The 20,044-nt window shown below is 64.3% G+C and carries 17 protein-coding genes; 8 read left to right on the top strand and 9 right to left on the bottom strand.

The features are described 5' to 3' along the window. Position 1: 1 nt before the first annotated feature. Complete coding sequence (locus VIM95_RS22055; RefSeq protein ID WP_331990060.1) at positions 2–694, bottom strand: methyltransferase; 693 nt, start codon at positions 692–694, stop codon at positions 2–4. A 270-nt stretch (positions 695–964) separates the two neighbouring features. Here VIM95_RS22055 and VIM95_RS22050 point away from each other — a divergent pair, with 270 nt between their 5' ends. After that, on the top strand, positions 965–1,831 hold the full coding sequence (locus tag VIM95_RS22050; RefSeq protein ID WP_331990058.1) for a hypothetical protein: 867 nt from the start codon (positions 965–967) through the stop codon (positions 1,829–1,831). 77 nt (positions 1,832–1,908) lie between these two features. Here VIM95_RS22050 and VIM95_RS22045 read toward each other — a convergent pair whose 3' ends face one another. Continuing rightward, positions 1,909–3,369, bottom strand: a complete 1,461-nt coding sequence (locus VIM95_RS22045; protein WP_331990056.1) for a hypothetical protein — start codon at positions 3,367–3,369, stop codon at positions 1,909–1,911. A gap of 237 nt (positions 3,370–3,606) precedes the next feature. Next, complete coding sequence (locus VIM95_RS22040) at positions 3,607–4,512, bottom strand: LysR family transcriptional regulator (protein ID WP_331990054.1); 906 nt, start codon at positions 4,510–4,512, stop codon at positions 3,607–3,609. Positions 4,513–4,621: 109 nt separating this feature from the next. On the opposite strand from VIM95_RS22040, the gene VIM95_RS22035 reads away from it, so the two are divergent. Beyond that, positions 4,622–6,064 (top strand): aldehyde dehydrogenase family protein, encoded by a 1,443-nt coding sequence (locus VIM95_RS22035; protein ID WP_331990052.1) that lies wholly within the window; start codon positions 4,622–4,624, stop codon positions 6,062–6,064. A gap of 9 nt (positions 6,065–6,073) precedes the next feature. On the opposite strand, the gene VIM95_RS22030 is transcribed toward VIM95_RS22035, so the two are convergent. After that, entirely contained in the window at positions 6,074–6,523 is a 450-nt protein-coding gene (locus VIM95_RS22030; RefSeq protein WP_331990050.1) for a DUF3592 domain-containing protein, read from the bottom strand. A 336-nt stretch (positions 6,524–6,859) separates the two neighbouring features. Between VIM95_RS22030 and VIM95_RS22025 the strand changes: the two genes are divergently transcribed. Then, a complete protein-coding gene (locus VIM95_RS22025) occupies positions 6,860–7,480 on the top strand; it encodes a DUF805 domain-containing protein (protein WP_331990048.1) in 621 nt (206 codons plus the stop codon). Positions 7,481–7,556: 76 nt separating this feature from the next. Here the strand turns inward: VIM95_RS22025 and VIM95_RS22020 are convergent, their stop codons facing one another. Beyond that, positions 7,557–9,317 carry a TonB family protein gene (locus VIM95_RS22020; RefSeq protein WP_331990046.1) on the bottom strand — a complete coding sequence of 587 codons (1,761 nt, stop codon included), beginning with the start codon at positions 9,315–9,317 and terminating at the stop codon, positions 7,557–7,559. Between the two features lie 250 nt (positions 9,318–9,567). Here VIM95_RS22020 and VIM95_RS22015 point away from each other — a divergent pair, with 250 nt between their 5' ends. The 3 genes from VIM95_RS22015 to VIM95_RS22005 all read left to right on the top strand — a co-directional run bounded on the left by VIM95_RS22015 (position 9,568) and on the right by VIM95_RS22005 (position 13,484). Beyond that, on the top strand, positions 9,568–10,608 hold the full coding sequence (locus tag VIM95_RS22015; RefSeq protein ID WP_331990044.1) for an RNA methyltransferase: 1,041 nt from the start codon (positions 9,568–9,570) through the stop codon (positions 10,606–10,608). 134 nt (positions 10,609–10,742) lie between these two features. Continuing rightward, positions 10,743–11,978: a sterol desaturase family protein gene (locus VIM95_RS22010; RefSeq protein WP_331990042.1), complete on the top strand. Its 1,236-nt coding sequence runs from the start codon at positions 10,743–10,745 to the stop codon at positions 11,976–11,978. A 114-nt stretch (positions 11,979–12,092) separates the two neighbouring features. Continuing rightward, positions 12,093–13,484, top strand: coding sequence for a tetratricopeptide repeat protein (locus tag VIM95_RS22005; RefSeq protein WP_331990040.1), 1,392 nt, complete (start codon positions 12,093–12,095; stop codon positions 13,482–13,484). Between the two features lie 54 nt (positions 13,485–13,538). Here VIM95_RS22005 and VIM95_RS22000 read toward each other — a convergent pair whose 3' ends face one another. Continuing rightward, on the bottom strand, positions 13,539–15,524 hold the full coding sequence (locus VIM95_RS22000) for an OPT family oligopeptide transporter (protein ID WP_331990038.1): 1,986 nt from the start codon (positions 15,522–15,524) through the stop codon (positions 13,539–13,541). A gap of 332 nt (positions 15,525–15,856) precedes the next feature. Here VIM95_RS22000 and VIM95_RS21995 point away from each other — a divergent pair, with 332 nt between their 5' ends. Together VIM95_RS21995 and VIM95_RS21990 are read left to right on the top strand one after the other, a co-directional pair. Next, positions 15,857–16,624 carry a 3'-5' exonuclease domain-containing protein 2 gene (locus VIM95_RS21995; RefSeq protein WP_331990036.1) on the top strand — a complete coding sequence of 256 codons (768 nt, stop codon included), beginning with the start codon at positions 15,857–15,859 and terminating at the stop codon, positions 16,622–16,624. 45 nt (positions 16,625–16,669) lie between these two features. Beyond that, positions 16,670–17,446, top strand: a complete 777-nt coding sequence (locus VIM95_RS21990; RefSeq protein WP_331990034.1) for a hypothetical protein — start codon at positions 16,670–16,672, stop codon at positions 17,444–17,446. Here VIM95_RS21990 and VIM95_RS21985 read toward each other — a convergent pair. Genes VIM95_RS21985 through VIM95_RS21975 form a run of 3 tightly spaced genes read right to left on the bottom strand, consistent with a single transcriptional unit; the run spans position 17,443 to position 20,032 of the window. Further along, positions 17,443–17,952 (bottom strand): O-acetyl-ADP-ribose deacetylase, encoded by a 510-nt coding sequence (locus tag VIM95_RS21985; protein WP_331990032.1) that lies wholly within the window; start codon positions 17,950–17,952, stop codon positions 17,443–17,445. The genes VIM95_RS21990 and VIM95_RS21985 overlap by 4 nt on opposite strands. 30 nt (positions 17,953–17,982) lie before the next feature. Then, entirely contained in the window at positions 17,983–19,197 is a 1,215-nt protein-coding gene (pncB, locus tag VIM95_RS21980; RefSeq protein ID WP_331990030.1) for a nicotinate phosphoribosyltransferase, read from the bottom strand. A 16-nt stretch (positions 19,198–19,213) separates the two neighbouring features. Beyond that, entirely contained in the window at positions 19,214–20,032 is an 819-nt protein-coding gene (locus VIM95_RS21975) for a hypothetical protein (RefSeq protein ID WP_331990028.1), read from the bottom strand. Between the last annotated feature and the right edge of the window lie 12 nt (positions 20,033–20,044).

The raw sequence follows: 20,044 nt of genomic DNA, 5'->3' as shown, positions 1-20,044 counted from the left end.
GTTAGGTGGCCACGGCAGGCTTGATAAGGAAGGCGTAGAACTGCCGGGCTTCCGGGGCGTCGGCCGCGCTGCTGGCGATCAGGCGGATGCGGAAGCCGGCGGCCTTGGCCAGCCGCCGGACTTCGTCCACGGCACCGAAATTGGAGTGTGCAAAATAGATGCGTCCGCCGGGTTTGAGGTATTTGCCGACGTCTTGGAAAAAGCGGGTATTGGTCTGGAAGCCGGTGTCCCATTGCGAGCGCGCTACGATGTCGTGCGCCGGTTTGTCGCGGAACGGCAGGTTGGCGGTGATGACGTCGAATTGCTCGTCGCCTACGTTTTCGAACAGGTCGGAACGGCGTACCTCCATCACTGCCTCGAAGCCATGCGCGCGGGCATTGTGGCTGGCACTTCGGATGGCGGCCGGATTGAGGTCCAGCGCCAGTACGCGGGCGGCTTGCTGATAGCAGGCGAAGACGGCGATGACGCCAGACCCGGTACCGACATCGAGCACGCTCTCGCCCGGCTTGATGCGGAAATTGCGCACCAGCGGCTGGCTGTCCAGGAAGGGCCAGAAGGTGTCTGGGTAGACGTGGAATTTCTTGCCGAGGTAGGTAATCGTCCGGCCTTCGTCGGGAACTGCCTTGAAGGCCTTCTGACGGCTTATCTGCCAGCGATCGACCTTGGTCATGCCGGCTAGCGGGGTAGTTGCCATGTCGTCACCTGTGAGACTGACCGAGATTCATGCTAGTGCAGCCAAGGCGAGCATGCCACCCGGCCGAGGGACGATGCGGGGACGCGGCGCCAGGGACGGTACTGGACCCGTTCGCAGGCCGACGCTGCCGTTCGTCGACCAATGCCGATTGGGTTGAAAATAGGGGGACGGCGGCATGGTGGGCTCCTCGACATGCCGAACGAGTGCGCCATGGCTTATGCTAGCCGGCTTGAACACCGATCAGATAAAGCAATGTAAAGGAGGGATGGAATGTTCAATAGTCGTGTTTTGGAGACCGCCATTGGCTTGGTGTCTTGCTATGCCGCCGTGTCGCTGTTGACCAGCTCGGTCTACGAGGGGATCGCCTCGACCTTGCGGCTGCGGGCGAAGTCGCTGTTGAGCGGGGTACGGGCGCTGCTCAATGAGAAGGGCAAGGCGGATGCGCCGGGCCTGACGCTGGCGCTCTACAACAATGCTTTGATCCACCCCTGTGGCAATGGCCAGGCCGATACGATCAAGGGCCTGGGGCCGCTGCCGTCTTATGTGGATGCGGCGCGCTTTGCGGAGGCGCTGGTGGAGGGCCTGGGCGTAGCGGCGGATGATTTTGCCAAGCTGGGTGAGGCGATCGACAAGATTGCCGACCCGCAGCTCAAGCAGTTGCTGCGCGGCTTTTATGACCGCTCGGGGCAGTCGGTGGCGGCCTTCAAGCAGTCGGTTTCGAGCTGGTTTGATGCCGGCATGGAGCGGGTGGCGGGGCATTACAAGCGGCAGTCGCAGCTCTACTGCTTTGTGATCGCGCTGGTGATTGCCGGTATGTTCAATATCGACACCTTCCACCTGATGGATACCTTGTGGCGCACTGGCGATGCTGTCGGGACGTTCACCATCCAGACCCAGAGCGTGGAGGCGGCCCAGCAGCTGCTGAACACGGCGCGCGACCAGACGCTGCCCATGGGCTGGCGAGAGATGCCGGGGGCGCAGGGAACGCAGGTGCTGTTGATCCAGTTTTTGGGCTGGTTTGTGACGGCGACCTCGGTGCTGTTTGGTGCGCCGTTCTGGTTTGATCTGCTGCAGCGCTTTGTGCAGATACGCGGGGCGGGGGGCAAGCCTGCTGAGAAGAGCAAGGAAGCGAAATAAGCGGTTTGCTGCTCCTTGCTGCCAATAGAAAAGCCCCGGCCAGATGACCGGGGCTTTTTGTTGCTTGCCGGGTGGGCTTAGCGCGGTGTGATCTTGCCTGCGCCGGCGTTCTGCTTGACCGATTCGGCCACCGAAGCGGCGGGTAGCAGCTTGACGGTGTAGGGCAGGCCCCAGCCGACGTTGCTGCTGAACTCGCAGCCTTTGTCGGTACCGACCTTGATTGCAGTACCGTTGAGGATGGAGCCGGTATCGAGAATGGCGCCGGTCTTGCTGGATGAGCCGGGGTTCTGGATGACGTCCTTGCAGCTGCTGGCGCCGCTGATGTCGAAGGCGTTGTTCTGCGAGATGATCTTGGCCTTGTAGGCGACGCCGATGCTGTACTGGTGCGGGTAGGTGACGCCGGATTTGGCGCCTTCGTAGTAGTTGTTGTAGACGTGGACCTTGCCAAAGCGCACGCGCGGGGCGCGTTCCGAGACGTTGCGGAAGTAGTTGTTGTTGAAGGTCACGGTGAGGTGGCCTTCGTCGCCGGTGGCGGAATCGGACGAGCCGATCAGGTTGTTCTTGTTGTGCAGCTCGAAGACGTTGTTCGACACGGTGACGTAGTCGGAGGCCTTCTTCACGTCGAGCGCGCCGTCGTGGCACTGCTTGGTCTTGCCGTGCTCGATGGGCGAGAGGTCGTCGGTGACCGGGGCGTCGGTGAAGGTGTTGTGGTCGATCCAGACGTATTTGGACCCTTCCACCACGATGCCGTCGTATTCGGAATTCCAGTTGCCGCTGGCGCCGTCGTTCGGGTCCCAGGCGGGGGCGATGTCGCAGGGGTTGATGATCTGCAGGTTGCGGACGATGACGTTCTCTACCCCCTTGACCTCAATGCGGGCATTGCGGATCTGGCCGCTTGCGCCCAGGCCGATCAGGGTGGTGTTGCTGGGGACGACCAGGGCATTGCGGGCGGCTTGGTCGTCGGCGTTCTTGAAGGGGCCGCCGTTGTCGGCCGAGGTCATGTCGATGGTGCCGGTGACCTTGATGATGCGCGGCTGGGTGCCGCTGGCCTTGAGTGCGTTCTGCAGCTGCCAGGCGGAGCTGACCGAATAGATGGACTTGGTGTCTGCACCCTTGCCGCCGGTGGTGCCCTTGTCGTAGCCGGCCCAACCCGTGGTGGGGGCCGCTTCGCTGGTCACGTCACTGGTGCTTGGGGTAGGCGTTGGGGTCGGCGTCGGCGTCGGCGTTGGGGTGGGGCTGGGTGTCGGCGTGGTGCTGACCACGGGGCCGATGGCGCACTTCTTGGTCTTGTCTGCGATCGGGTCGCTGCCGAAGGTGGCCACCGTGCAAGCTGCATTGCCCTTGAGGTTTTTGATGACCCATTGGTCCTTGGCGCCGAAGGAGACCTGATGCAGCTCGCTGCCGATCTCGCAGGTTTCGGCCTGGTCGGCGCACTTGGAATAGCCGCTGGGCCAATCCTTGGCATGGGCGACGGTGCTGCCCAGGGCCAGCACGGAGGCAGCTGCGGCGAGCTTGAGAGGGGATTTGCAGAAGGACATGAGGGTATCCATCAGTTAATTGGAAGAAATGACAATGTCGTCAATCTATCACGTTACCCATGTCAATTTATGCATATGTACTATACGGGGCGATAGTTGCTTGCATTTCTGTTGCATAGCGGCGGCTATGCAACGGCTGTGTGGTGCAGCAGACGGGGCGTGTCGGCTGGTTCTGGCTTGCGGGGCTTTTGTGCTGGACGGATTGGGTGTGCGTCGCGAGCCCGTGGCTGAGGCTTGCTAGCCGACCTTGGGCAGGGTGGGGACGGCCTGCTCGCGGATCATCTCTACCAGGGCCCGCAGGCCGGCGGAGCCGTGGCGGCGGCTGGGGTAATACAGGCAGAGGCTGTCGAGCGTGGGCGTCCAGTCCATGAGCACGGCCTCCAGCGTGCCGGCGGCGAGGTCGGCGGCGACGTTCCATTCGGTGAGGTAGCCCAGGCCCAGCCCGGCGCGGGCGGCTTGCAGCATGAGGCTGGATTCGTCGAGGGTGATGACGCCCTGTACATCGACCGGAAAGGTCTCGCCATTGCGTACGAACTCCCAGCGGTACAGCGCGCCGCTGGGCATGCGGGTGCGGATGCACTGGTGTTGTAGCAAGTCCAAGGGCGACTTGGGCCGGCCGTGGGCGGCGAAGTAGGCTGGGCTGCCCACCACGCAGAAGCGCTGCGGCCGACCAAAGGGTACGGCGACCATGTCTTGCGGTACGGCCTCGGCCAGGCGTATGCCGGCGTCGAAGCCTTCTACCACGATGTCGATCAGGCGGCCCTCGGTAACCATGTCCAGGCGCATATCGGGGTAGCGCTGCAAATACTCGAGAAAGACCGGCATGACCTGGCGGGCGGCACCGGCCGAGGTGTTGATGCGCAGGGTGCCGGCGGGGGTATCGCGAAAGCTGCCGGCCTGCTCCATGGCGGTCTTGATGGTGGCCAGTGCTGGCGCGATGTTGTCGACGAACTGGGCGCCGGCCTCGGACAAGGCAACGCTGCGGGTGGTGCGATGGAACAGGCGCACGCCGATGCGGGATTCCAGTGCGGCGATGCTGTGGCTGAGGGCGGAGGTGGAGACGCCGAGCTCGGTGGCCGCGGCCCGAAAGCTGCGGTGGCGGGCGACGGCTAGGACGGCTTCGAATTCGGGCAGGCCACTCATCTCATTGTCCTTGTTTATTCAATGAAATATCCACGATTGTACGGCTAGTCTGTTCAATACGGGCGCCTTATCTTTGCTGCTACCCAAGCAGCGAACATAAGGACCGAACATGCATGAGATTGCGCAGATTTACGTCGATGGCCAGTTTGTCACCCCGCACGGTGAGGAGTGGTTCGATCTCTACAACCCTGCCAAGGCAAAGGTGATAGGCCGCGTGCGGCTGGCGGATGCCGAGGATGCCGCGCACGCCATTGCGGCGGCCAAGCGGGCCTTCGCCAGCTACTCGCAGACCAGCAAGGCGGCGCGCTTGGCCCTGCTGCAGCGTATGCATGCGGCCATTGCGGCGCGTGAGGATGCGCTGATGGCGGCCATCATCGAAGAGTATGGTGCGCCGATATCGCGGGCGCGCTGGATGGCCAAGCACGCCGCCAACGTGATCCAGGAAGTGATGACGGTGCTGGCCGGCTATGACTTTGCGCAGCGGGCCGGGACGGCCGATGTGGTGATGCAGCCGCTGGGCGTGGCCGGCTTGATTACGCCCTGGAACAGCAATGCCGGCTTTATCTGCGGCAAGCTGGCGGCGGCCTTGGCGGCTGGCTGCACGGCGGTGGTGAAGCCGAGCGAGATGAGCGCGCTGCAGACCCGCATCGTGGCCGAGGCGCTGCACGAGGCGGACTTGCCGGCTGGGGTCGTCAATATCGTGACCGGCCGTGGGGAGGTGGTGGGGGCGGCGATCAGCCTGCACCCGGATGTGGCCAAGGTGTCGTTTACCGGTTCGACCACGGTGGGCAAGGCGATCTTGCGGGCGGGGGCGGAGACGCTGAAGCGGGTGACGCTGGAGCTGGGTGGGAAATCGCCGGTGCTGGTGCTGGACGATGCCGATCTTGCCCAGGCGGCCAGCCTGGCGGCGCAGGCGGGCTTTATGAACAGCGGCCAGGCTTGCATTGCCGGTACGCGCATCCTGGTGCCCAGGCCCTTGTTGGCAGACTTCGAGGCACTGCTGGCGGCGGAGGTGATGGCGCGCTACCCGGCGGGTGACCCGCAGGACCCGGCGACGGCGGTGGGGCCTATGGTCAGCCGCAAGCAGTGGGAGCGGGTGCAGCACTATATCCGCGTGGGGCTGGAGGAGGGCGCACGTCTGCTGGTGGGTGGTACGGGGCGGCCGGCTGGCTTGGCAGGGGCGGTGGCGGATGGCTGGTTTGTGCAGCCCACGGTGTTCAGCGATGTGCACAACCAGATGACCATTGCCCGGGACGAGATCTTTGGCCCGGTGCTGAGCCTTATCCCCTATGGCGATGAGGAGGAGGCGATCGCCATCGCCAACGATACGCGCTATGGCCTGCAGGCCTATGTGCTGTCTGCCGACCCGCTGCGGGCGCGGGCGGTGGCCGACCGGATAGATGTGGGGCGGGTGCTCATCAATACCGTGACGCACGAGCCGGCGGCGCCGTTTGGTGGCTTCAAGCAGTCTGGCATAGGCCGCGAATACGGCCGGGCGGGGCTGGAGGCCTATATGGAGCCGCGCGCGATCCTGGGTGTGCACCGAGCCTGATTGTTGGGGCTAGCGTTGGCTGAGGATAAAGACGCCGAGGCCGACGAAGACCCAGGGGATGAGTGCGCCGACCAGGGCCTGGTATTCCGGGCCCTGGATCAGTACGGCGTCGGCCGGGTCCGCGGGGTCGTAGTAGACGTTGACTTTGCTGCCCTCGGGGTAGCGTTCCATTGCATCGGTAGCAAACACATAGCCCGCACCGCTACGCGCATAGATGCCCAGGCGATGGCTGCGGTAGGTTTTCCCGGCGACCTGGTATTCGTAGCGGATGTCGGGCTTGTAGTGCCGTTCCCGCTCGGTGACGTTGTAGGACGCCTTGACGCGTGCCTGATAGATGCGCCCCGTTACGCAAGGCCAGCGCCGGGTACGGAAGCTGCGCAGAAAGGGCAGGGCGTAGACCAGTGAGAAGCCGAGGCCAAAGGCGATGAAGAGCAGGCCGGCGGTGAAGGTACGGTCCATACGGTTCCACCAAGCCTGGGGCCGGTGTGTCTTCCTCTCTCTGCTGTTCGGCTGGGCGAGGGCTGTTGCCGACTATTGTGAGTGCTTGCTGGGCAACATAAGCCTTGGCTTTGTCGGCGGCAAGTTCGACCTGTTTTGGGCGCATGCGGCGGGTCAGAGCGAAGAAGTGTTTCGCTTATGCGTACTTGGCATGCCACTGGTGACATTACCGTTGACCCTGCCTGGCCCCGGCGGCATGCTCATCCCCGGCGAATCCGCCGGTCTGCCGGCCTTTGACGGTGCGGCAGACTGCCATACAAAGACGCGTCGCAGACGCATGCAAGGGAGAGAAACGTAATGACCAGTACTGTTCCACAAGCCAATGTCTATGCCAGCTCGAGCGCCGCTGGTAACCCCATGCAGGGAGACGAGACTTATCAGCCGCAGTTCCTGTCCTTGTCTGGGCGGATCGGGCGTGTACGTTACCTGGCCTATTGCTGCGCACTGACGCTGATCTGGGCGGTAGCGTTCGGGATTGTGGCGGTCATCGGTGCTGTGTTGAAGAGTCCTGTGCTGATGGGCATCGGCATGGTCGTGCTCTACATCCCCTTGATTGTCGTTCAGCTTGGTTTTGGCCGGCGTCGGCTTAACGACCTGGACCAGAGCGGCTGGTGGTTGCTGCTCAACTTCGTGCCGCTCGCCAACCTGGGGCTGGCCATCTATATGCTGTTCTTCCCTGGTACCAAGGGCAGCAACCGCTTCGGCCCCGAGCCGGTGGCCAATACTGCGGGCGTGATCGTGCTGGCCTGCATCATTCCCGTATTCGTATTCCTTGGCGGCATCCTGGCGGCGATTGCGATCCCGCAGTACGCCGAATATCAGAAGCGTGCCAAGGCCAAGGCGGCGCAGCAGCAAGGTGTGCCAGCCCTGCCGGACGCTGCAGAAGCCCCGGCTCCCGTGCCGGCGACCAATCCCTGACCGGGTTCGGCTGTACCAAACAAAACACCCGCCAGTTGGCGGGTGTTTTGTTTGGTACAGCATGATCGCGGAGCGATCAGTTGCTGAGGCTGGTGGTGCCGGCACCGAAGTCCCAGGTGCGATTGATCTCGATCTGGTCATAGCGGTTGCGCATGCCGCCGGGGAAGGGCGAGAAGGGGGAGCTGGCGAGCACAATACGGCGGGCGGCTTCGTCGAGTTTTTCGTCGCCGCTGCTGTGGCGCACGCTGACCGAGTGCAGGGTACCGTCGCCGTTGATGACGATGCTGAGGGTGACCGGGCGATAGAACCGGTCCGGCGAGAGGCGCGGCTTGTTGAGGGAGCCGATGCGCTCAAGCTTGATGTTCCAGCTTTCGGCATAGAAGCGCAGCTCGGGCTCGGCGGCGGCGGCGGCCTGGGAGAAGGTGGCGACCCGGCCGCGTGACGGCGGGGCGGATTTCTCGCCGTAGAGATTGCCCTGGCGCGCCTGTTGCAGCGCACGCTCCGCCAGGCTCAGGCCAGCCGGCGGGGCGATGGGCAGGGCAATGCCGGCACCGCTGTTATTGCCTGTGCCGCTGCCTGTGCCGCTGCCTGTGCCGCTTGTTCCGCCGGTGCCGTTGCCCGTGCCGCTACCGGAGGTGCTGGCCAGAGCGGCTTGCTGGCGGGTTTTTTCTGCCAGCGCAGCCGCTTCGGCCTGCTTGCGGGCGGCGTCTGCAGCTTGGCGGGCCTGCTCGGCACGGGCGGCCTCATCGGCACGTTGCCGTTCGGCTGCGGCTTGCTGCTCCTGCAAGCGCTTTTGCTGCTCAGCGCGGGCCTGTGCCTCCAACTGCTGCTGGCGGGCGAGTTGCTCGGCAGCTTGTCGGACCTGTTCCTGCCTGGCCAGTTCGGCGGCCTTCTGCTGCTCTGCCGCCTTTTGCTGTTCGGCAGCCTGCATCGCCAAGGCCTGACGAGCTTGCTCCTGTTGGCGGGCGAGGTCTTCGGCCTGCTTTTTGGCGGCCGCTTCAGCGGCTTGGCGCGCCAGGGCCAGCCGGCTGGCTTCCTCGGCTTTCTGGCGTTCGGCGGCTTGCTCGGCCAGTTGTTTATCGCGTGCGGCTTGTTCGGTCTGCCGGCGCAGTTCCTGCGCGGCCTGCTCGGCACGTTCGGCCTCGGCTTGGCGCTTGGCCGCGGCTTCGGCCAGGGCGGTTTCTTCGGCCTTGTGGCGGGCGGCTTCGGCCTGCTGCTGGGCTTCGGCCCGGATGGCGGCTTCGCGCTCACGCAGGGCTGCTTCGGCGTCGGCCAGGGCGGTGTTGTTGAGCGTGTCGGGGTTGCCCAGGGCGGGTTGGGTGTCTTGCGTGCTCTGTTCTTCTGCGGGGACGGCGATGTTCTTGCGGCCTACGCCGGCATCGGCGAGGCCGCTGGGTTGCTTCTCGTCGCTGTGTTCACCCTGCTTGGCGCGCCAGCTGCCTTTTTGCGCGGTCATGATCGGGCTGCGGCTGCGCTGGCGACCAGCCTTGCGCTCGGCGGTCGCGTCTGAGGCTGGCTTGTCGGCAATGGCTTCCTGGTCCGGCAGGCGCAGCAGGGTGACGGCCAGCTCGCCCGGCGGCGTGACGCTGGTGGAGAGTGGGGCGCCAGCATTGCTGGCCTTATCGTCTTGCGGTGGCGGGGCGGTACTGGGTTGCGGAGGCGGCGTGGTACCGAGGATGATCTGGAGGGGTTCCGGACTGGTGGTTTCTGCCGCGTTGCCACCACCGGGGGTGCCAAAGCGCAGCGCCAGCACCAGACCATGCAGGATGATGCTGGCCAGGACCGCCCAGTCTAGCGGTTCGGCAAAGCGGCGGCGCGGTGGCGGAGAGTCGTACATCGGCTATCGGTAGCTGGGGGAGAACAGGCAGCGAGGAAGAGGGCAGTTCGCTGCGGGGACCGGTTTCCGCTTCAACTCTTCACCTCCACCCAATGGTTGGCGCAGGCTGAACTATGCGTTTTCAGGGCGCGCCCGTCTATCCTGGCGCGCTGCGCTGTGGTGCGAAGGCCAGTTTGGCCCGGTGGGCCTACCCTGCCGCAGGGCGGCCGGGCGGGCAGGCCCTTGCTCTGAATGGTAGGATGCGCGCCCCATGCGTATTCAAGAATTCCATCAGGCCCTGGCCGACCTCGGTGCGAAACCCTGCCATATCGGCCGGGTGAACCGCGCCTGGCTGCAGGGCAAGCCGCTCGATACCGGTACCAAGTACCGGCGTACCGAGGACTACCTGCCCCTGGCGGTGCGCGAGGGCCTGCCTGCCTTGGCGGAGCGTATCGAGGGCCTGGTGCGGCTCAAGTCCGAGCACCCGGCGGCCGATGGTTCCTCGCGCCTGCTGGTGGAATTGGCCGATGGCCAGATGGTAGAGAGCGTGTTGTTGCCGCGCGACGGCCTGTGCGTGTCGACCCAGGTGGGCTGCGCGGTGGGCTGCATCTTCTGCCAGACCGGCAAGAGCGGCTTGCTGCGCCAGGTGAGCAGCGCCGAGATCGTGGCCCAGGTGGCGCTGGCGCGACGACAACGGCCGGTCAAGAAGGTGGTGTTCATGGGCATGGGCGAGCCGGCCCATAACCTGGAGAACGTGCTGGAGGCCATCGACCTCTTGGGTCTGGAAGGCAATATCGGCCACAAGAACCTGGTGTTCTCCACCGTGGGGGATAGGCGGGTGTTCGAGCGGCTGCCGCAGCAGCGGGTCAAGCCGGCGCTGGCGCTGTCGCTGCACTCCAGCAAGGCAGACTTGCGCGCCCAGCTCCTACCCCGTGCGCCGCGCATAGACCCGGATGAATTGATGGAACTGGGCGAGGCCTATGCCCGCCAGGTGGGTTACCCCATCCAGTACCAATGGACCCTGCTGCGCGGGGTGAACGACGGGCAGGACGAGATGGATGCCATCTTGCGGCTGTTCAAGGGCAAGTACGCGGTACTCAATCTGATCCCCTACAACAGCCTGGAATCGGATGAATTCCAGCGCCCCGATGCTGAGCGCATCCACTATATGACCCGCTATCTGCACGAACGTGGCGTGCTGACCAAGGTGCGTAACTCCGCCGGGCAGGATATCGACGGCGGCTGCGGACAGTTGCGGGCGCGGGCGGTGGGCGTGATCGATACCTCGCGCCTGCGCCGCAACAAGCCCTGAAGCAGCGCCTGGCGCTACCTTCGGTACGGGAATATTCACCGCCTGCAGATAAGCACGCCTGCCCACGACGCTTGGTTATACTGCCTCCCACAATATCAACCAGATGCAAGCATCTGCAGTGGGAGCTGGATTAGATGGCAAGCAAGAGAACGGGTAATTTCAAGCACCTGGCCAGCAAGGTCAGCGCGCCGGTCATCGAGGCGGGCGAGATGGCGGTGCAGGCGCCGCTGAAGGTGGCAGGCGAGGTGGTGGGCGATACCGCCGCACTGATGCAACGCAGTGGCGAGATCAAGACCGGCTATGGTGTGGCCAGCGGGGTATTTGCGCTGGGCTTGGCGATCCTGTGCTTTCTGGGCGTACTGGCCTTCCACTTCCCGCAATACCTGACCACGCCGGAGCTACGGCACAAATACGATGTGGGCGTGATCCGCCAGATCATGTTCGCGTCACTGCTGGTATCGGGCGTCTGGTCGCTGTGCAATGTGGTGCTCAACCGTGCGCGCAGCATCAATATGGCGGCCTTTGTGCTGGTGTTGGCAACGGTGGTGCTGGGTGGTTCGCGCGTGCCGGTGGGCGACTTCCCGGACAACACGCCCTACCTGGGCCTGGATTGGTTCATCCTCGACCTCCTGGGCTCGACCCTGATCTTTGTGGCGCTGGAGAAGCTGTTCCCCCTCTACAAGGGCCAGACGCTGTTCCGCAAAGCCTGGCAGAACGACCTGATCCACTTTGGCTTCAACCACCTCTTGATCGGCTTCATGCTGCTGGTGGTGAACTTCGCCATCCACAAGGTTTTTGGCTGGATGGTGAAGAGCGATCTGCAGGCCATGATCCAGAACCTCTGGTTCCTGCCGCAGCTGCTTTTGTGCGTGTTCGTGGCCGACTTTGTCGAGTACTGGACCCACCGGGCCTACCACGAGGTGCCTTTCCTCTGGAAATTCCACTCCATCCACCATAGCTCCGAGGTGATGGACTGGCTGGCCGGTTCGCGCCTGCACTTCATGGAGATCATCGTGACCCGGGTGCTGATCCTGGGGGCGCTCTATGTGGCGGGTTTCGAAAAGAACGTGCTGGACGCCTACATCATCATCGTGGGCTTCCAGGCCGTATTCAACCACGCCAACGTGCACCTCAACTGGGGGCCGCTGCGCTATGTGTTCGTGACGCCGGACTTCCACCACTGGCACCACTCCTCGGACGATGAGGCCATCGACCGCAACTATGCGGCGCATTTCTCCTTCATTGATTACATTTTTGGCACTGCGGTCGATTCGGAGAAGCAGTTCCCCGAGAAATACGGCGTGGTGGGCAACTATGTGCCGGCCGGCTTCCTGAAGCAGCAGGCCTTCCCCTTTAAAATCAAGCTCTAGCTCCGCTCGGGGCGGTAGTTTGCTACTGCCCCGTAATACTTCCTACACACTTGGCTAACAGCCCCGTGCTGGAATCAGATCCAACCGCAATGAAGCGGTCGGGACGCGACCAGCATGCAGAACCTTGTCACTCCGGATGGCTTGCAGCTTTTTGACGAGGCGAATATCTGCCTGGCCCGAGGCGATGCGGCGACGGCCGAGACCTATCTCTGGGCGGCACGGCGCCTGGCGCCGGACATCGCCGAGATCCATGCCAACCTGGCCCTGTTGCTGGATGAGCGTGGCGAGCGGCAGGAGGCCGAGGGCTGCTACCGCGAGGCGCTGCGCCTCGCACCCGACTATGCCAGTGCCCACCTCAACCTGGGCGCCTTGCTGGCGGAACAGCGCCGCTACGACGAAGCCTGTCTCCACTACGAGACCTCGCTGGCCTTGCGGCCGGAATCGGCCCGTGCCTGGTCCAATCTGGGCGTGCTCTTGACCTGCGTACGGCGCGATGCTGACGCCGAAGGCTGCTTGCGGCGCGCGCTGGCGCTGGACCCGGACTATGCCCGTGCCCGCTACAACCTGGGCTATCTGCTGCTGCGGCAGGGGCGCTATGCCGAGGGCTGGCCGCTGTTCGAAGCGCGGGACTGGTATGCCGGCTACCAGCAGCATCTGCCCTGGCCGCGCTGGACAGGCCCCGACCTGGCCGGCCAAGCCTTGATGTTGGTCTGCGAAGCCGGGCAGGGCGACATGATCCAGTTCTGCCGCTATGTGGCCGAGCTCAAGGCGCGCGGTGTGGCGCGGCTGGGCCTGCTCTGCCACCCGCCGCTCAAGCGGCTGTTTGCCGGCCTTGCCGGCCTCGACTGTTTGGCGGGGCTGGATGAGCCATTGCCTGAAGGCGAGTGGGATGGCTGGGTGCCCATGTTGAGCGTGCCCGGCTTGTGTGATACCCGGCTGGAGACCATCCCGGCCAAGCTGCCCTACCTCCTTGCCGAGCCGGCGGCACAGGCTGGCTGGCGCGAGCGCCTGGCCGTGGCTTGCACGCCCGGCGCGCTGCGGGTGGGCTTGGCCTGGCAGGGCAACCCGCGCTTTGAGAACGATGCGGAACGCTCCCTGCCTGGCATCGCCACCTTGGCGCCGCTATGGCAGGTGCCTGGCGTGGTCTTCGTGAGCCTGCAGAAGGGGCCGGGTGAGCTGGGCGCCGTGCCACCGGGGCAACCCTTGTTCAACCCGGCGGCCGAGCTACACGACTTTGCCGATACCGCCGCCCTGATGGCCAACCTTCATCTCGTGATCAGCGTCGATACTGCGGTGGCCCACCTGGCGGGGGCGCTGGGGCTGCCGTGCTGGCTGATGCTGCCCGATCACAAGACCGATTGGCGCTGGTTCCTGGGGCGTAGCGACACGCCTTGGTACCCCGGCGCGCTACGCCTTTTCCGGCAGCCACAAGTGGGTGATTGGACGAGTGTGGTGGTAGCGCTGCAGGCCTCGCTGGCAGTGCTGGCCAGCATGCGGCAGACATGAAAAAACCGGCCGCGAGGGCCGGTTTCTTTTGGCGTCTCTAGAGCCCTTAGGACTTTAGATCAGCACGTTCACGATGGCGTTGCCAATACCCATCAGCGCGGCGCCGGAGATCAGGCCGGCGCAGATCGGCTCGCAGCCTTCCACCCACAGGTCGTGACCCTTGGTGCCGCGGGTCTGATGCTTGCGACCCATGACCCAGAAGATCATGGCGCCGACCCACATGGCAAAGCAGGACTCGGGCGGCAAGACCACGCCCAGGCCGATGGAGACCGAGGACAGCGGGAAGCGACCCTTGGTGACGATGCGGGCGATCTCGATGGCAATGGCGGCCACAATGGCCAGGCCGCCGGCGATGATGGCCGACAGCGGCAGGCTGCTCACGCCCTTGGCGATGATCTCGGCCACGCCCTTCCACTGGATGGCCGACGGCATGGCGAACTGGTCAGACACCATATTGGCGGCTGAGCGTACGCCGTGGGCGTCCGGTTGCAGGAACAGCAGGAAGAACAGCGGTACGCAGGCCATGACGCCAGCGAAGATGCCGATCACGTGGCCCACGGCCTGGTGGCGCGGCTTACCGCCCAGCATGTAGCCAGGCTTGATATCGGACAGCAGGTTGGCGGCATTGGCCGAGATTTCGGCGGTCATGCCGGCCGGCAGCAGGTTGCTGGCGGGGTTGGCACGGTCCAGTGCACCCATGCTGAACTGGGTGATCTTGCTCAGGGCACCGGTCGGAGTCCAGGAGGTCAACGCCATGGAGTTGGTACAGATGACCGTCAGCACGAAGATCAGCGGCAGCGAAGCAAAGGCCAGCAGCCAGGGCACGTCGAAGAACATGTGGGTGACGGTGGCGCCGATCACGCTGAAGATGGGCACGCCGACATAGGACACCCACAGCGGTACTTCGATGCCGGCCAGGATGTCCGGACCCTTGGGCTCGCTACCGTTCTTGCGCTTGAGCGACTTGAAGGCACTGGTGAAGATCTCGGGCTTGGCCGCGAGGCTGACCAGGGAGCCGGCCACCATCATGGCGACGCCCCACCACATGGACCACTGGTTGCTGATCTCGGCGCGCGAGATGGCCACCATGGTGCCGTTCGGGGCAATGCGTTCGACGATGTCGCCGCGCTGGATCATGATGGGTGCGAGCACCACGAAGTTGATGAAGGCACCCAGCATCACGCTGGTGGCGATACGGATGCCCATCAGGCCGCCAACGCCCAGCATGGCGGCGTCGAGGGTGAAGCGCAGACCGAGCGCGCGGAAGTCGGTGCCGAGAATCTTGGGGATCCACCAGTCGAGCTTGGCGGCTGCAGCGTAGTAATAGCTGTCGATGCGCTCCTCGAAGTGCCAGGGCTCGGTCAGGCCGGCCCACTTGTCCATGCGCAGGATCTTGAACTGCAGCAGCTTCATCCAGCCGTCGCTGACCAGGGCCTGGTAGGTGCCGGTGATCAGGGCGGTGACTGCCAGCAGGCGGGCCTTGAACATGCCTTCGTCGCCTTCGCCATGGTAGAGCGAATCGAGCACCACGCCGCAGGCGCGGCCTTCGGGGAAGGGCAGCTGTTCTTCATTGATGAAGCGGCGCTTCATGGGGAAGGCAACCAGCACGCCGAGGATGGAGATGACGGCCATCCAGACCATCATCTGCCACCAGGGGATGATGCGGTCGGTGATCATCATGTAGGCGGCGAGGCTGGAGGTCAGCGGGGTGATGACGTAGCCGGCAGCGGTGGCGATGGACTGGGTGCAGTTGTTCTCAAGGATGCTGAAATCGCTGGCGATGCCCGAGCGGCTCAGGATGCGGAACAGGGCGAAGGCAAGGATTACCGAGGTCAGGCCAACGCCGATGCTGATGCCGGTCTTGGCTGCGATATAGAGCGAGGTGGCGGCCAGGATGCCGCCCAGCAGGAAGCCGGTCAGGCCGGAGCGCAGGGTGAGCTGCCGCATATTGGTGCGATAGACGTTTTTGAACCACCACTCGTCTTTTTGCGCCCGCGTCCAGGTGCGGGTCTGCTCGTCGGTCAGTTGTTGTAGTGCCATGATTCTTCTAGCAAAAGAGTGTTCGAACAAGGTGGCGGCGGAGCGGCCGGGTAGGGCCGGGGCCTGACCCCCAAGAACCGGCCGGCGGCACCCGATCGGGCAAGCCACAGCCGTAGCGGGCGCAAGGCTACTACAGAACGCAGCGCAACATTTTTTTAATACGGCATATACCCATATGCCGGTGGAATCTGGCGCTACTACGTCTTGTTTGCTGGTGCGGGCGAAAGCCGCGTGCAGACGGGCTGCGTGGTTTGTGAAATCGTGCTCACACGGACTACGGCCGGACCTGATATATTCCGGCCCCTTGCAAGTCACTGATTCATCGATACAACATGTCTTACCTGGAACGTCTTACCGGCTGGCTGCGTGGCCTTATGGGCAGCAAGCCGGCTGCCACTCCCACTTCGACCGAGCAGGCCGCGCGCCGCAAACGCCGCCGCAGCCGTAGCGGCGAGGCCAAGCCTGCTTCGGCTACGCCGGCCAAGACGCCGCGTGTGCGGCCACCCTTGCTGGCCAAGGCCGATATCCAGGCCCTGCCGGACTTTCCCGGCCTGACCATCGCGGCCATTTCGGTGGCCGAGGGCAACGAGGCCGTCGCGGCCGCGTGCCTCGCGCTGACGAGCCACAAGGTGCTGGGTTTCGATACCGAATCCAAGCCCACCTTCAACAAGGGGGAGGTGGCGCAGGGGCCGCACCTGATCCAGCTCAGCAGCGAGACCCACGGTTATCTCTTCCCGGTGCGCAACAACCAGTTGCCGGCGCCACTCAAGGCCTTGTTGGAATCGGAGCAGATCCGCAAGGTGGGGTTTGACCTGCGATCCGACCTGGCGATGCTGGCCAGCAATACCGGCGTGCATTGCCGCGGCGTGGATGACCTGGTCGGGCGCTTCCGCAAGCTGGGTTACAGCAATACCGTGGGGGCGGTGCAGGCGGTGGCGTTGCTGTTCCGCCAGCACTACCGCAAATCCAAGAGCGCCAAGATGTCCAATTGGGCGGCGGCACAGCTGAGCGAGAGCCAGCAGCGCTATGCGGCCAACGATGCCTACGTCGCCTTGCGGGTCTATCAGGCACTGCAGCGTAGCAAGCCGGCTTCGGCATAAGGCTTGCTTGTTTCCTCCCGCGCCTTGGAGCGCGAGGAGGAAATCATGAGCAATACCATCAACAGCCTGCTGGCCGGTCTGACCGTGACGACCCCCAGCCAGTCTGGAAAGCGCAGCACCAGTACCGATTTTTCCACCCTGTATGGCGGCGCGCTGGCCAGCCAGAGCAAGCTCACGGCGGTGAGCAGCAGCATGGGCGCGAGTGGCCAGGCGCTAGGCATGGCATTGCGACCGGCCTTGCGCGCGGCCGGCATCAGTGTGCCGCCGGCATTGCGCTTCGAAATAGACAGCGGTACGGGCGGCATTGCCTTGCCGGGTGACCCGCGCGAGGCGGCAGTAAACGCCATGCTGGCCGGCAATCCTGCTTTGCAGGGCCAGGTCCAGTCGGTACTGGGCCAGGCCAAGACGCAGCGCGATGCTGTGCTGGCGGCAGCGGGGAGCGATTTCCTCAAGAATGCCAAGGACCCACGCCGGGCCCAGGCCGTGCTGGACCGCTACAAGCAGATCAACGCCAGCCCGGCGATCTCGGCCACTTTTGACGGCGTCTCGGTCGGTGTGCAGGAGAAAAGTGGCAACGACTGGCGCGCGCTCAAGACCGAGAAGGAGTTCTCCTGGGAGCTGGCCATGGCCTACCAGCAGTATGCGGTGGACGATCAGGCGCTGTTCGACAGCCTGATGGCGGCGGTCAGCAGCAAGAATGGCACGCAGCAGGGCGGCAAGAGTACGGATGCCGGTGGCAAGAAGGACGCCAAGGACAAGGCCCCACTCAAGCCATTGGAGCCGGGGGATGGTGCCGGTTCGTCCAGCTTCCTGAAAGCTTAGTTTCGTTCGAGCAGAACCTGGTAGTGGGCCAGATCTGCTGTGCTGAAGCAGCAGAAGATGACTTCCTCGATCAGCGGGGCCGCACTGAGTGTGGCCCTGATCGTTTCTACGGCGACCAGCGCGGCGGCTTCGGCCGGATAGCCGTAGATGCCGGTGCTGATGCAAGGGAAGGCGATCTGTTGGCAGCCGTGGTGCTGCGCGATCAGGATGGCCTCGCGATAGCAACTGGCGAGCAGTCCGGGCTCGCCTTCCCCACCGCCACGCCAGACCGGCCCCACCGTGTGGATGATATGACGGGCCGGTAGGCGAAAGCCTAGCGTGAGCTTGGCCTGGCCCGTCTTGCAACCGCCCAGGAGGCGGCAGGCGTGTACCAGGTCGGGGCCGGCGGCCCGATGGATGGCGCCGTCGACTCCGCCGCCGCCCAGCAGGCTGCTATTGGCGGCATTGACGATGGCGTCGACCGCCAGGGTGGTGATATCGGCCTGAATGGCGGTAAGGTGGGCCATGTGTGCACTCCGGATGGGCTGGGAACCTGTCTATTCGTTCACGATCTGGAACACATCGCGCAGATAGTTGAGGAAGTTCTCGTCCTCGCACATCCCCTTGCCCTTGCTGTCGCTGACCTTGGCCACCGGCTGACCGTTACAGCGCACCAGCTTCATGACGATCTGCAAGGGCTCCTGACCGCAGTCGTTGCTGAGGTTGGTGCCGATGCCGAATGCGGTCTTGGCGCGGCCACCGAAGTGGCGGTAGAGCGCGAAGGCGTGCTCGAAGTCCAGACCATCGCTAAACACCAGCTGCTTGGTCATGGGGTCGATACGCAGCGCCTGGTAGTGGGCCAGCGCTTTCTCGCCCCAGACGTAGGGGTCGCCCGAATCGTGCCGCAGGCCATCGAAGAGCTTGCAGAAATAGAGGTCGAAGTCGCGCAGGAAGGCATCCATGCCGACCACGTCGGTGAGCGCGGTGCCAAGGTCGCCACGGTACTCGCGTACCCAGTGCTCCAGTGCATTGCGCTGGAAGTCCCTGAGGCGCGAGCCAAAGGACTGGAAGGCCTGCAGGTATTCATGCGCCATGGTGCCGATGGGCGTGAGCTGGTAGCGCATGGCCAGCCAGACGTTGCTGGTCCCGCGCATGTAGGGCGTGGCTTCGCGTGCCAGGGTGGCCACCACATGCTCATGCCAGGTCCGCGAGTAGCGCCGCCGGGTGCCGAAATCAAAGAAGATGAAGTCGGTCGGGTGGGAAGGTTGCTGGCCGAAATCGTGCAGGCTGGCCAGCTTGGCGCTAAGCCGCTGGTCACCCTCGACCCAGGCGGGTGCCGAGGGAAACTGGCGGAAGTAGACCTCGTTGACGATGGCCAGCACATAGATCTCGAACAACATGCAATGCAGCATTGGACCCTGCACGCGGATCTCCAGCTCGCCGGGCCGGTCTGCGGGTACGCTGACGCGGATGAAGCGCCGCTGCAGCTGAAAGAGCCGCAGGAAATCGACAAAGTCGGACTTGATAAAGCGCAGGCTGCCGATGTAGGCCAGTTCGGCCTCGTCGAACCGCAGGCTGCAGAGATGATCGAGCTGGCGGTCGACCTCCGCTTGCAAGGTGGCCAGCGGCAGCGCTGGCCGATTGCGGCACTTGAAGGCGTATTCGGCCTGGGTCTCGGGTTGATGGTGCAGGATCTCCTGCATCATCGTGAACTTGTAGAGGTCGTTGTCGAGCAGGGAGACGATGACAGGCTCGAATGTGGGGGTGTCCATGGGGTGATCCGGTGACTTAGGCTGCTTGGAACAGCGTACGGGCCTCGGCCAGGCGCATGCCGCGCTGGCTGAGATCCTTGAGGAAGGCTTGGCCTAAGGCTTCGAAGCCGGGCACCGGGCTGCTGCAGTCGGTCAGCAGCAGCAATTTCCCCACGCCGCTGGGGCCCAGGTGGTCGGCCAGGTCACGTACCGTGCTGGCCACGCAGTGCGAGAGCGCCTGGCCGGCGATCACGATGGTGTCGGCCTGCGCGAGCCGGTTCAGCAGGGCCTTGTTGGGCAGGGTTGCCGGATCAAGCGGGTCAGGGACTTCGGCCTGGATGGCGGAATAGTGCTCGGTACCGGGGTTGCTGCCCTTGGCCACGAAGTTGGGGGCCTTGAGCTGACTGCGGCCCCAGCGCCCCAAGGCATCGAACAAGCTGGCCTGCACATTGTGTCCCCAGCCGCCGATCAGGCAATGCTCCGGCCAGACCACCAACTGGTAGCGGCCACGCTTTGCCAGTGCTGCTACATAGGCTGCGCTATGCGCTTGCCAGGCCGGGTCGTGCGCCTGCCAACGGCCATGGGCCAGGTCGGCCTCGCTGATCACGGTAAAGGGCGCCGGTGCCGCGTCCTCCGCACTGCGCCACCAACTGGGGTGGGCGATATGCAGGGGGTTATGCGAGTCGAGGGTGACGTGGATGGCGTCAAATTGCTGGCCGTGGCGCTCGATGAGATCCGCCAGGCGGTCGAGGTCGGCATTGGCACCTTGCACCGGCAGACTGGCGCCGGGGATGTCACAGAAGTCGTTCTGCGGATCGATGATCAGCAGCTGGGTTCGACCGAGCTGGGTTGCCATGGCACACCAAAA

Origin of the sequence: Chitinimonas sp. (assembly GCF_036568685.1) — a bacterium.
GTDB lineage: Bacteria > Pseudomonadota > Gammaproteobacteria > Burkholderiales > Chitinimonadaceae > Chitinimonas.
The sequence above is the reverse complement of the archived record's forward strand: the minus strand, read 5'-3'. Positions and strand labels throughout refer to the sequence as shown.